The organism is Arthrobacter sp. ISL-30 (assembly GCF_018613855.1).
GTDB lineage: Bacteria > Actinomycetota > Actinomycetes > Actinomycetales > Micrococcaceae > Arthrobacter.
Map to the genome: position 1 here is coordinate 139,581 of NZ_JAGGPK010000009.1, position 12,497 is coordinate 152,077.

Below are 12,497 nucleotides of genomic sequence, written 5' to 3' on the forward strand. Positions count from 1 at the left end.
ATGACTCGGCAGAATCCAACGCCGTCCCGCATCGCCAGCCGCGATCCGCCAACTTCTGGGATAGTCTCTTGACACCTGAGCAACGAATCGGATTGACTATTACGTATGCTGAAATAACAGTTCCATGATACGGAAGCTTGGCAAGTACCAAGTCCGGCATTCATCGGCCGGATTCCGTATAGCCCACACCATGGATGCCAGCATTTGCACGAGGACGACACAAGCATGCAGCTTGCAGAATTCAACAGCGTGGATCGTGTGGACGTCGTCGACGTCCTCCGGCCCTGCCTGGACATTGACCGCTGGGTGGACCAGATCGCAGACGCCCGCCCCTTCACAGACCGGAACGCCCTTCTCGATTTCGCGAACGAAGCGGCCAGGCCGTTCACGTCCGCGGAAGTGCAGGGGGCACTGTCCCACCATCCCCGCATCGGTGACCGGCCCAACGCCCAGACCACTGAGGCAGCAATGTCCCGCTCCGAACAGTCCGGCGTCGACCCCAGTGACGACGGCGTCGCGGCAGCCCTGGCAAAGGGGAACCGGGAGTACGAGGAGAAGTTTGGCAGGGTCTTCCTGATCCGGGCCGCCGGACGCACGGCCCCCGAAATCCTCGCCGCACTTCAGGAGCGGCTCGGCCATACGCCGGAAGAAGAAGATGCCATTGTTGCCCAGCAGCTGCGCGAAATCGCCCTGCTGCGCCTTGAAGGAGTGATCAGCGAATGACCGTTTCACAGGTGACCACCCATATCCTCGACACCGGTTCCGGTCGCCCGGCAGCCGGAGTCGCCGTCGGACTTTACGCGCGCGACGGCGACGGCTGGACACCCGTTGCCGCTGGCACCACCGACGCCGACGGCCGCATCAAGGACCTGGGCCCTGAACACCTTCCTGCAGGCAGCTACCGCCTCAACTTCGCCACGGGTGACTACTACGCAGGCCTCGGCACAGAGACGTTCTTCCCTGAAGTTGATCTGAACTTCACCATTTCTGACGGCGGCGAGCACTACCACGTGCCGCTCCTCCTGAGCCCCTTCGCCTTCTCAACGTACCGGGGCAGCTAAGGCCTCAAAAGTTGAGTTCTGTAGGCGTCACACCTTCCGCGCAAGAAGCGAGAGACTCATGACGCCGTACTTCTCAGTTGCGGAACGGGCGCTTCCGGAGAGGAACTCATACTGGTTTTTCCTCTTTTGAACCAGGTCCAGTCCACTGTCCGCGATCAGGGCGTTATAGGCATCCACCTGCTCTGCTCCACCGACGCAGGCCGCCCACAAGTCTGCGCTACAGACGATTTTCGAGGAGAGCTGACGCTGGGTGACGATATCGGCAAAGGCCAATCGTCCACCCGGCCTCAGCACGCGAGACGCCTCCCGGAAGACAGCCTCCTTGTCCGGTGAGAGGTTGATAACGCCGTTTGAGATGACGCAATCGAAGCTTGCGCCATCGAAAGGCAGCTTCTCTATGCGACCTTCCACGAATCTGACATGGCCAAAACCGGACTGCTGGCGAAGGTCCTCTGCCTTGCGCAGCTGCTCGTGCGTCATGTCCACTCCCACCACACTCCCCGTGCTTCCCACTGCCACCGCTGCGGCGAAGGCATCTGTGCCGGATCCGCTGCCCAGGTCCAAAACCCTTTCTCCCTGCCTAAGTACGGCCAGGTCCAGGAAGTAGCCAACGCCGGCAAAGGATTCGATTGCACCTGCAGGGATAGCATCGAGCAGCGTCTGAGGATAGCCAAGCCTCTCCGCTAGTGGACGGCCCAGTTCGAAGTGGTAGTTACCCTCCGGATGGCTGGCAACCTGCCGGTAGATATCTTTGACCTTGGCTTCGAGCGCAGTCCGATCAACGGCAAATTCTGTGATGCCCAAATCCTCCCCCACCTTCACTGGATTTCGAGAACTGTCGCGAACGGTTTCTGTGACTTCCATGCCTCTCGCCCCTTTTCCCCATCGGCGGGGAGGCCCCCGCACCCAGGCTCATATTCAAGTAGATGATTGAATACTGATCTGCTGAGATACACTTGTCAAGTAATTACTTGAATAAGGTTTCAGGGGGCCAGGATGGGCAGCAGGGACGCAAAGAATGAACTGTTTGATGCCCTGGCTTCAGTCGCCAAGGTCCTGGGCAATGGCCGCAGGGCAGAAATCGTTGATGTCCTCGCTCAGGGCGAGCGTTCCGTCGAGGAACTTTCCAGCGAAATCGGTCAAACTGTGGCCAACACGTCACAACACCTTCAGCATCTCTTGAGGGCGGGCCTGGTGGATACCCGGCGGGACGGCACCCGCATTTACTACTCCCTGAGCAGCCCGTCCGTCTCGCACCTCTGGGGCACCATCCGGCAGGTTGCGGAGGAACACATCGAGCACCTGGAGGAGTTGGCCACGTCCTATCTCGGGGACCGATCCACGCTCACCACCATGACACGCAGTGAACTCACTGACCGCCTTGACGCCGGCGACGTGATGGTTATCGACGTCCGCCCTGAAGTCGAATTCCGGGCCGGCCACATTGCCGGTGCAACTTCGATTCCAGTCAAGGAGTTGGAGGAGCGCCTCGATGGCTTACCAGACAGCCGGTTAGTAGTGGCGTACTGCAGGGGCCCGTATTGCGTCTATGCGGATGATGCAGTCCGGGCACTCGGTCAGCGTGGCATTCAGGCGGCCAGGCTCGAGGAAGGATATCCGGAATGGCAGGACGCAGGCCTGCCCGTTCAGACCAACTGACCATTCCACGACCGGTAGGGTTGAACGCATGGCTTTTGAGGACTCGAACACCCCCGACGGCGGCTCCGGCACCGCCGGGAACGGCACCAACGCTAACGGCACCGCCGGGAACGGCACCAACGCTAACGGCAACGGCACAGGCGGAAACAGCACCAACCCGAGCAATTCTCCCGAACGGCGCGGCGTCACTGTCCGCCGTGCACCCAGGTTTGTGCCATTCATGGTCCTCGGTGGACTCGTTGGCATCATCGTCGCCGCCGTGGTGGCCTACGGACTTCCTGGCGATCCGAGCTTCGATGCGAACTCAGTATTCGGTTTCTTCCTCGTGGCTTTCGGCGCGGGCGGAGTGATCCTGGGCGCAATCGTGGCCCTGGTCCTGGACCGCCTCAGCGTCCGCCGTGCAGAGCGTGCAGTGGTGGAATCCGTGCCGGACAACGCTCCGGACGACCCCGACGCCTGAGCCCGCCGCTAAGGGCACCAACGCCGGCGGCCGGTCACAATCCCGGCCGGTGAAAATACCACGCCAACATCGTGAGACAATCGATCAGTGGCACGTGGCGACGGAAAACTTTCTCATGATCTTCTCCCCGGCGAAAAAGGACCTCAGGATGCTTGTGGCGTCTTCGGTGTCTGGGCTCCTGGGGAAGAAGTAGCAAAACTCACCTATTACGGGCTGTACGCGCTGCAGCACCGCGGACAGGAGTCGGCTGGCATTGCGACCAGCGACGGCAAGCGCATCAACGTCTACAAGGACATGGGCCTCGTGTCCCAAGTGTTCGACGAGACCACGCTCAATACCCTCACTGGCCACCTGGCTGTGGGCCACTGCCGCTACTCCACCACTGGAGCAAGCCACTGGGCCAACGCACAGCCGACGCTCGGCGCAACCGCCACCGGGACCGTAGCCCTCGCCCACAACGGCAACCTGACCAACACTGCCGAGCTCAAGGACATGATCCTGACCCGCAACGGCGGACAGCTCAGCGGTGAAATGAAGCAGGGCAACACCTCCGATACTGCTCTGGTCACCGCGCTCCTGGAGGGCGAAGAAGGCAAGAGTCTCGAAGAGACCGCCATGGAGTTGCTGCCCAAGATTCGTGGCGGATTCTGCTTCGTGTTCATGGATGAAGGCACCCTCTACGCCGCCCGCGACACCTACGGCATCCGTCCCCTCTGCCTCGGCCGCCTTGAGCGTGGCTGGGTTGTCGCCTCCGAGCAGGCAGGCCTGGCTACCGTGGGCGCCAGCTTCATCCGTGAGATCGAGCCCGGCGAATTCATCGCCATCGACGAGAACGGCGTCCGTTCCCAGCGCTTCGCGGATGCGACGCCGGCCGGTTGCGTTTTCGAGTACGTCTACCTCGCGCGTCCGGACGCCGCCATCGCCGGCCGTTCCGTGTACGAATCCCGCGTAGAGATGGGCCGACAGCTCGCCCGCGAAAACACCCACGCGGCCGACATCGTCATACCGGTCCCCGAATCCGGCACCCCGGCCGCCGTCGGTTACGCCGAAGCATCCGGTATCCCGTTCGCGCACGGTTTCGTGAAGAACGCCTATGTGGGCCGGACGTTCATCCAGCCTTCCCAGACGCTCCGTCAGCTGGGCATCCGCCTGAAACTCAACGCGCTGGAGTCCGTCATCCGCGGCAAGCGTGTTGTGGTGGTGGACGACTCGATCGTACGCGGCAACACGCAGCGCGCAATCGTGCGGATGCTCCGGGAAGCCGGCGCCGCTGAAGTCCACATCAAGATCTCCTCCCCGCCCGTCCAGTGGCCCTGCTTCTACGGCATCGACTTTGCCTCACGGGCGGAGCTCATCGCCAACGGCGCCACCATCGACGAGATCTCCCAGGCCATCGGAGCCGACTCCCTGGCCTACATCTCCGAAGAAGGCATGATCGGCGCAACGCAGCAGCCGCGCGAACGCCTCTGCACTGCCTGCTTCACCGGCCAGTACCCCATCGAACTCCCGGGCTCGGACAAACTCGGCAAGAACCTGCTGGAGCGCACCGACCTCGGCGGCCTCCCGGCGTCGGGCCCTTCCGCTAACGCCGCCGTCCCCGCCACCGCAGATCCGGCAGAGAAGCCGGGCGCTACGGGCTGCGATCCCGGACCCGACTCCGAATTCGAGAACCTGCTGACGGACGCTGATCGTTTGGACGCTGATGGATTGAACGCCGCTGGATTGAACGCCGCCGAAAAGAAAGAGTCTTCCGTATGACCTCCGCCTCCCCCTCCGGGAACAACGCCGGCATCACCTACGCTTCCGCGGGCGTCGACGTCGAAGCGGGCGACCGCGCCGTCGAACTCATGAAGGACGCCGTCAAGGCCACCCACAACTCATCGGTGATCGGCGGCGTCGGCGGTTTTGCCGGACTGTTCGATGTCTCAAGGCTCCTCACCTACAAGAAGCCGCTGCTGGCCACCTCCACAGACGGCGTCGGAACCAAAGTTGCCATCGCCCAGGCCATGGACATCCACGACACCGTCGGCTTCGACCTGGTGGGCATGGTGGTGGACGACATCGTGGTGGTTGGCGCCGAGCCGCTGTACATGACCGACTACATCGCCTGCGGCAAAGTTGTTCCGGAGCGGATCGCGGACATCGTTCGCGGCATCGCGTCCGCTTGTTCCGTAGCCGGCACCGCCCTGGTCGGCGGGGAGACCGCCGAGCACCCTGGACTGCTGGGAGAGCAGGAGTACGACGTCGCCGGTGCCGCCACCGGAGTCATCGAGGCCGACCAGTTGCTGGGCCCGGACCGCGTCCGCGCCGGCGATGTTGTGATCGGCATGGCCTCCTCGGGCCTGCACTCCAACGGCTACTCCCTCGTTCGCCGCGTGATCAACCATGCCGGTTGGGCACTGGATCGCCAGGTCTCCGAACTCGGCCGCACCTTGGGCGAAGAACTCCTGGAGCCTACCCGCGTCTATGCCGCTGACTGCCTGGATCTCGCCCGCGCCTTCCCGGTCAACTCCGGCCAGGGCGTCAACGGCTTCAGCCATGTTACTGGCGGTGGTCTGGCTGCCAACCTGGCCCGCGTCCTTCCGCAGGGCCTCGTGGCCACCGTGGACCGTGCCACCTGGGAACTCCCCGCCATCTTCAAGCTGGTCTCCGAGCTGGGCAACGTTCCGCTGGCCGACCTGGAGCGCACCCTCAACCTCGGTGTCGGCATGGTGGCAATCGTATCCCCCCAGATCGCCGACGCTGCTGTGGCCCGCCTCAACGAGCGCGGCCTGCCGTCCTGGATCATGGGAACGGTCGACGCCGATTCCGCCTCGATCGACAAGACCGGCCCGGACTACGTCCAGGGCGCCAAGGGTGTCGACGGCGGAGCTGTCCGCCTGGTCAACGCCTACGCCTAGGAGTTCCGCCCAAGCCCAACTGGCTCGCAGTAGTTGTCGTTAAAACCCGCTTTAACGACCACTACTGCGAGCCAGTTGGGTGCGGAACAAAGCAGGAAAGCCCGCAGGGTACGCCGAATCACAGCGTGCCCCTGCGGGCTTTTTCGTGGCGGTTATTCCCTAAGGAGGGCCTGGCATTTTGGATATGCCAAAGGACCTTTTGGAGATACCGAAGAACCTGGCGGCCCCTGGTTCGAATGCAGTATTCGGACCCGCGGGGACAGGTCAAGAAATACAACGACTAGTACGCTTCCCATCTCTGGGATACGACAGCTAGCGGATGCGGCGGGTGTCTACCTCGTCGTCATCGTCTTCCAAGTCTTCTGCGTACTTGTCCTCGTAAGCCGAGTAGTCCGGCTCAGTAGGATCATCCGCGAAGCGGCTCGTCGCACGACTGGATGGACCCGTGAGCTCACGCTGAAGGGCCGAATAGTCAGTGTTCGGGGAGTAGTACTTGATGTCCCGAGCCTGCTTGGTAGCTTTTGCCTTTTGACGGCCGCGCCCCATGGCGTGACCCCCTTTTGTACTTGGACCGGAGGTGGTCACCATGGCGATCGGTGAGGCCCCGGAATGTTTGGTCAATTTGTCGTATGTCTAGGTTACATGCTTTCGCCCACTGGTGCTTGCCACTAGGGGCCGGTTTAGGGTGCGTCGTAGACCACATAGGGCTTGCTGTCCTTATCGCCCCATAAAAAACTTGGGTAGAGTCGCAACTAAGTTGCACTATTGGGGGCTCGACGGCAAGGAAGGTGCAGATTCGAAAGATGAGCCAGGACAACAACAAGCCAGGCAAGGACGAACCGGAGGTCAACGGTACGCCCGTTGATCTGGGAAGCCACAACCCTGACCCAAACGCTCACAACTGGCTGCACCCTGAGGAAGACCTCGACACGTGGGATCATGCGCTTGACGCAACGGAAGAGGCCGCCTCGCCCGGGAATGAGGAGGACACAGTCGAGGAAGCCGTGACCTCATTGGGCCTGGCTCCGGCACCCCTGCCACCGCCACCGGCCGACGCGCCAACAGGCTACGCACCCCTAGCCCATACCGGAGCCTCAGGACCCACCCCTGAGAACACGGGAAGCCGCCAGCGCCTGATCATCGGTGCCATTGTGGCGGCTGTCCTGCTCCTCATCGGCGTCGGCATCTGGCTGCTCATGAACGTCCTCAGCAGCAACTCGACGGCGCAGCCCGCTGCCACCGAACCGGCGCCGTTGGAATCGTCGCAGAGTGCCGGCCCGCTGCCGCGCGAAGCCAACGCCATGGAGTTCCAACTGGGCGACTGTTTTGCCGACTTTGACTCGGAGTCGACAAAGGCCAAAGCCGTAGAGTGCGATACCGGCCATTCCGCGCAGCTAGTGGCGGTGCATCGCTATCCCGACGACGAAGCCTACCCGGGCCGTGACGCACTGAAAGTCAGGGCCCAGGATTCCTGCAAGAACGCCAAGCTGAACGAAAAATCGAACGAGTACGCGCTGACCTTCCAGCTGGTCTACCCGAGCAACACCAGCTGGGAGAAGGGAGATCGGCGGGTCGACTGCTTCGTCATGGTGGGTACCGGCAACACGATCATGCACGACCTGCTGCAGCGGTAACTCTGCAGCAGGCCGTTCAGCTAACGCTTCAGCTAGCGCGCACGCTATGCGGCCACCTTGCGCCGGACCGACAGTCCGCTGCCGGAGGGCTGTCCGCCGTCGGGGTTGGCCATGGACTCGAGTCCCTCGATGGTGAGTTCCTGGACGTCGGCCGCTGTATCCACCAGGACGGTGTCGCCGTCCGTGATCTCGCCCGCCAGGATTTCCTTTGCGAGGCGGTCGCCGATCTCGCGTTGGACGAGTCTGCGCAGCGGACGGGCACCATATGTGGGGTCGTAGCCGGACATCGCCAGCCAGGCGCGGGCTCCGTCGGTGACCTCGAGATTGAGCCTGCGCTCCTGCAGCCGGCGGCCCAGCTCGGCCACCTGCAGTTCAACGATCCTGGCGAGCTCATCCACGGAGAGGGCATCGAACAGGACGATGTCGTCCAGGCGGTTCAGGAACTCGGGCTTGAACGATGCGTGGACCACCGCCATGACGGCGTCCCTCTTGGCCTTGTCATCCAGGCTCGGGTCCACCAGGAAGTGGCTGCCCATATTGGAGGTCAGCACCAGGATGACGTTGCGGAAGTCCACCGTGCGGCCCTGGCCGTCGGTGAGCCGGCCGTCGTCGAGCACCTGCAGGAGGATGTCGTAGACCTCGGGGTGGGCCTTCTCCACTTCGTCCAGCAGCACCACTGAGTACGGCCGACGGCGGACGGCCTCGGTAAGCTGGCCGCCCTCTTCGTAGCCAACGTAGCCCGGAGGAGCACCGACGAGTCGTGCCACTGAGTGCTTCTCGCTGTACTCGGACATATCGATCCGCACCATGGCGCGTTCGTCGTCGAACAGGAAATCCGCCAGTGCCTTGGCGAGTTCCGTCTTGCCCACGCCCGTGGGACCAAGGAACAGGAAGGAGCCGGTGGGACGGTTGGGATCGCTGATGCCGGCTCGAGCTCGGCGGACGGCATCGGAAACTGCGCGCACGGCCTTGCTCTGGCCGATCAGTCGCTTGCCCAATTCCTCTTCCATGTGCAGCAGCTTCTGGCTTTCGCCCTGCAGCATGCGCCCAGCCGGAATACCGGTCCAGGCGGAAATGACCTCGGCAATGTCATCCGCCGTCACTTCCTCAGCCACCATGAGCTCGGGCTTGCCGGCTCCGCCGGTGCGGGCGGATTCCTCCTCCGCGGCGGCATTCAGTTCGCGTTCCAGGGCCGGCAGTTCGCCGTACAGGATGCGGGAGGCGGACTCCAGGTCACCTTCGCGCTGGTACTTCTCCGCAGCGGAGCGCAGCTCGTCGATCTTGGCCTTGAGGTCGCCCACCCGGTTGAGGCCGGCCTTTTCAGCTTCCCACCGGGCGTTCAGGGCGGCCAGGGCTTCCTTCTTGTCCGCCATGTCGGCACGCAGCGCGGCGAGCCGTTCCACGGAAGCGGGATCAGTCTCGCCCTGGAGCGCCAGTTCCTCCATGGTCAGGCGGTCGACGGCGCGGCGCAGCTGGTCGATTTCCTCAGGAGCGGAGTCGATCTCCATGCGCAGCCGGGACGCAGCCTCGTCCACCAGGTCGATAGCCTTGTCCGGCAGCTGGCGCCCCGAAATGTAGCGGTTGGACAGCGTGGCCGCTGCCACGAGGGCGGAGTCCGCGATGGCCACCTTGTGATGGGCCTCGTAGCGCTCCTTGAGCCCCCGCAGGATGCCGATGGTGTCCTCCACGCTCGGCTCCCCCACAAAGACCTGCTGGAAGCGGCGCTCCAGCGCCGGGTCCTTTTCGATGTTTTCGCGGTACTCGTCCAGGGTGGTGGCACCGATCAGGCGAAGCTCACCGCGCGCCAGCATGGGCTTGAGCATGTTGCCGGCGTCCATGGCGCTCTCGCCCGTTGCGCCGGCCCCCACTACGGTGTGGAGCTCGTCGATGAACGTGACAATCTGGCCCTCGGAGTTCTTGATCTCCTCCAGGACGGCCTTGAGGCGTTCCTCGAACTCGCCGCGATACTTGGCGCCGGCCACCATCGACGCGAGGTCGAGGGCGATCAGCCTCTTGCCGCGCAGGCTCTCCGGAACGTCCCCGGCCACGATGCGCTGGGCAAGACCCTCGACGACGGCGGTCTTGCCGACGCCGGGCTCGCCGATCAGGACAGGGTTGTTCTTGGTACGGCGGCTGAGCACCTGCACCACGCGGCGAATCTCGCTGTCGCGCCCAATGACAGGATCCAGCTTGCCTGCGCGGGCCACGGCCGTCAGGTCCGCGCCGAACTTCTCCAATGCCTGGAACGTGTTTTCGGGATCCGGCGAATCCACCTTCCGGTCACCCCGAACTCCCGGCAGCGCAGCAGACAGCGCCTCGTGGGACGCTCCGGCGTCGCGCAGGAGCTTACCTACGACGTCACTTCCGGCCGAAAGCCCCAACAGGAGGTGTTCCGTAGAAACAAAGGAATCACCGAGTTTGTCGGCCTCGTTCTGTGCCGCTTGGATAGCCTGCAACGCGGGACGGGAAAGCTGCGCCTGCTGGACTGAACTTCCCGACGTCGAGGGGAGTGCCTTGATCGCGGAACTCGCCTGGACGCTCACGGTATCCGGGTCCGCGCCGGTGGCGCGCAGAAGGGCGACGGCGACTCCCTCACGCTGATCCATGAGCGCCTTGAGCAGGTGTGCCGGTTCCACCTGCGGATTGCCCGCCGTAGAGGCGTTCATTGCCGCGGCGGAAAGAGCCTCCTGGCTCTTGGTAGTGAATTTAACGTCCATGGAAGAGCTCCTTTCGGGAATCTGATTAATCCTGAAGTTGAGTCTACTACGCTCAAGTTTGTTTCGGAGGTTCCGTTCCCCATGTTTGCCCACAGCGAAAGGGCTGTCCAGAGGACTTTGGCCCCCTGGGACTCCCAGGAAAAGCGAGTACTCGACACCCCTGCCGGCAGGCAGTAGGCCGGCCGAAATGGAACTCAGGCGGGATAGATGGAGACCGCCGTCGCCTTGATCACGAAGTACACGGTCATTCCGGGCGCCAGGCCGAGGTCTGCCGAAGCAGCGGGAGTGATGTCCGCTGACAGTCCGCCCGCGCGCACCCGCACCTGGTCGCCATGGGGCTCAAGATCAGTGATAGTGACCGGCAGTGTATTGCGGGGGCTGCCATGCGCCGCGGTCGGAAACACGGAAACCGCCGACGGCGGGAACACGGCGATGCCGTCGTCCCCCGCCTGGCCGCCGTCTTCAAGGTGTCCTGCCAGGTGAAGGCCGTCGCCCGAGGTAATGCCGTCTCCTGACAGGGTTCCTGTCAGGAGATTCAGCCCGGCGAGGCGGGCGGCGAAGGGGCTGCGCGGCTTCCGGAGGACCTCCTTGGTGGGACCCTCCTCGGCGATGCCGCCGTTGTCCAGCACGATGATCCGGTCCGCCAGCATGAGGGCATCCAGGACATCGTGGGTGACGATGATGGCCCGCCGTCCAGCCAACACGCGCTTGAGGAGCCGGCGCAGCAGGGGTGCAGCATGGACATCCAGGGCGGCCATAGGCTCATCGAGCAGCAAGATCTCGGGGTTCGCAGCCAGGGAACGCGCGATGGCAATACGTTGCGCCTGTCCTCCCGACAGCCGGGCCGGACGACGCGAAGCCAGCGATTCGGCGTCGACCTCGCGGAGCCAATGCCGCGCTGCTTCACGTGAGGCAGGCCGGGACAGGCCTGCACTGCGGGGCCCGAAGGCTACGTTGTCGAGCGCGCTGAGGTGCGGAAACAGCAACGGTTCCTGGGCGAGCAGGGCGGTACCCCTGCGGTGCGGTGCGGTCCAGATCCCTCCGGCAGCCGCCTCGCCGAGGTCGAACAGGACCTTACCATCGACGTCGGCCTGGCCGGAATCCGGGCGAAGCAGGCCCGCGATGACAGCGAGGAGGGTGGACTTTCCGGCGCCGTTGGCGCCCAGGACGGCGACGGTCTCGGCGGGTCCGAGGGCCAGGGACACCTCAAAGCCACGGGACTGGACGGTCGCAGAGAAGCGGAAGCTCACGGTGCGGCCCCCAGATTGGTGCTACGTGAAGGGCGGCGGGAGAGCCCGACGACGATCACGGCTACCAGCACCAGCACCAAGGACAGCGCGACGGCGGCATCAGCGTCCGTTTCTCGCTGCAGGTAGATCTCCAGCGGGAGGGTCCGGGTGACGCCCTGAAGACTGCCGGCAAAGGTTAGCGTGGCACCGAATTCGCCAAGGCTCCGGGCGAAGGACAGAACGGCACCGGAGGCGAGTCCCGGCAGGACCAGTGGCACCGTCACCCGCCGGAGCACGGTGGTGGGGCGGGCGCCCAAGGTCGCGGCTACGGCCTCATAGCGGTTGCCGGCTGTCCGCAGCGCGCCTTCCAGGCTGACTACCAGGAACGGCAAGGCCACGAACGTCTGGGCCAGCACTACCGCCGTCGTTGAAAAGGCGATCTGGATTCCGGCGAATTCAAGGCTGCGACCCAGCAGGCCCTGCCGGCCAAAGGTGTACAGCAGGGCAATGCCACCCACCACCGGCGGCAGCACAAGGGGAAGCAACACGAGGGAACGCAGCACGCGCTGCCCCGGAAAGGAACCCCGTGCCAGGACAAGGGCCAGCGGTACGCCCAGGACAACGCACAGGATCGTACTCGCGGCGGATGTCCGGAGGCTCAGCCACAGGGCAGTGAGTGAGGACTCCGACGTGATCAGAGGTATGAACCGACCCCAGTTGACCCTGGCCAACATGGCGCCCAAGGGTAGGAGGACCAGCAGGCCGCCCAAGGCCGCAACGACGTAGATCCAGGCCGGAACTCCGGCATAGCCCCTGTTGGCGCTACTCATGGTTGGC

General features: G+C 63.9%; 12 protein-coding genes. 7 read left to right on the forward strand and 5 right to left on the reverse strand.

Going from position 1 to position 12,497, the window contains the following annotated elements:
* The first annotated feature begins 225 nt into the window (after positions 1–225).
* Complete coding sequence (gene uraD, locus J7E82_RS03490) at positions 226–723, forward strand: 2-oxo-4-hydroxy-4-carboxy-5-ureidoimidazoline decarboxylase (protein ID WP_214860409.1); 498 nt, start codon at positions 226–228, stop codon at positions 721–723.
* Positions 720–1,061: a hydroxyisourate hydrolase gene (gene uraH, locus J7E82_RS03495; protein WP_214860412.1), complete on the forward strand. Its 342-nt coding sequence runs from the start codon at positions 720–722 to the stop codon at positions 1,059–1,061. Before uraD ends, uraH begins: the two co-directional genes overlap by 4 nt.
* Before the next feature lie 27 nt (positions 1,062–1,088).
* Here uraH and J7E82_RS03500 read toward each other — a convergent pair whose 3' ends face one another.
* Entirely contained in the window at positions 1,089–1,925 is an 837-nt protein-coding gene (locus J7E82_RS03500; RefSeq protein WP_214860415.1) for a methyltransferase domain-containing protein, read from the reverse strand.
* Positions 1,926–2,057: 132 nt separating this feature from the next.
* Between J7E82_RS03500 and J7E82_RS03505 the strand changes: the two genes are divergently transcribed.
* The 4 genes from J7E82_RS03505 (at position 2,058) to purM (ending at position 6,080) form a co-directional block, all read left to right on the forward strand.
* Positions 2,058–2,720, forward strand: a complete 663-nt coding sequence (locus J7E82_RS03505; RefSeq protein WP_214860417.1) for a metalloregulator ArsR/SmtB family transcription factor — start codon at positions 2,058–2,060, stop codon at positions 2,718–2,720.
* A 211-nt stretch (positions 2,721–2,931) separates the two neighbouring features.
* Entirely contained in the window at positions 2,932–3,180 is a 249-nt protein-coding gene (locus J7E82_RS03510; RefSeq protein WP_214860526.1) for a hypothetical protein, read from the forward strand.
* 87 nt (positions 3,181–3,267) lie between these two features.
* Positions 3,268–4,938: an amidophosphoribosyltransferase gene (purF, locus tag J7E82_RS03515; RefSeq protein WP_214860419.1), complete on the forward strand. Its 1,671-nt coding sequence runs from the start codon at positions 3,268–3,270 to the stop codon at positions 4,936–4,938.
* Positions 4,935–6,080 carry a phosphoribosylformylglycinamidine cyclo-ligase gene (purM, locus tag J7E82_RS03520; RefSeq protein WP_214860421.1) on the forward strand — a complete coding sequence of 382 codons (1,146 nt, stop codon included), beginning with the start codon at positions 4,935–4,937 and terminating at the stop codon, positions 6,078–6,080. Before purF ends, purM begins: the two co-directional genes overlap by 4 nt.
* Before the next feature lie 312 nt (positions 6,081–6,392).
* Here the strand turns inward: purM and J7E82_RS03525 are convergent, their stop codons facing one another.
* Positions 6,393–6,626 (reverse strand): DUF3073 domain-containing protein, encoded by a 234-nt coding sequence (locus J7E82_RS03525; RefSeq protein ID WP_214860423.1) that lies wholly within the window; start codon positions 6,624–6,626, stop codon positions 6,393–6,395.
* Between the two features lie 257 nt (positions 6,627–6,883).
* Between J7E82_RS03525 and J7E82_RS03530 the strand changes: the two genes are divergently transcribed.
* A complete protein-coding gene (locus J7E82_RS03530; protein WP_214860425.1) occupies positions 6,884–7,714 on the forward strand; it encodes a septum formation family protein in 831 nt (276 codons plus the stop codon).
* Positions 7,715–7,758: 44 nt separating this feature from the next.
* Here J7E82_RS03530 and clpB read toward each other — a convergent pair whose 3' ends face one another.
* From clpB to J7E82_RS03545, 3 genes are all read right to left on the reverse strand, one after another.
* The gene (gene clpB, locus J7E82_RS03535; RefSeq protein WP_214860427.1) at positions 7,759–10,431 is read right to left on the reverse strand and encodes an ATP-dependent chaperone ClpB; all 2,673 of its coding nucleotides are present in this window, start codon (positions 10,429–10,431) and stop codon (positions 7,759–7,761) included.
* A 194-nt stretch (positions 10,432–10,625) separates the two neighbouring features.
* A complete protein-coding gene (locus tag J7E82_RS03540; RefSeq protein ID WP_214860429.1) occupies positions 10,626–11,681 on the reverse strand; it encodes a sulfate/molybdate ABC transporter ATP-binding protein in 1,056 nt (351 codons plus the stop codon).
* Entirely contained in the window at positions 11,678–12,490 is an 813-nt protein-coding gene (locus J7E82_RS03545; protein WP_214860431.1) for an ABC transporter permease, read from the reverse strand. The genes J7E82_RS03540 and J7E82_RS03545 overlap by 4 nt, the downstream gene beginning before the upstream one ends.
* Between the last annotated feature and the right edge of the window lie 7 nt (positions 12,491–12,497).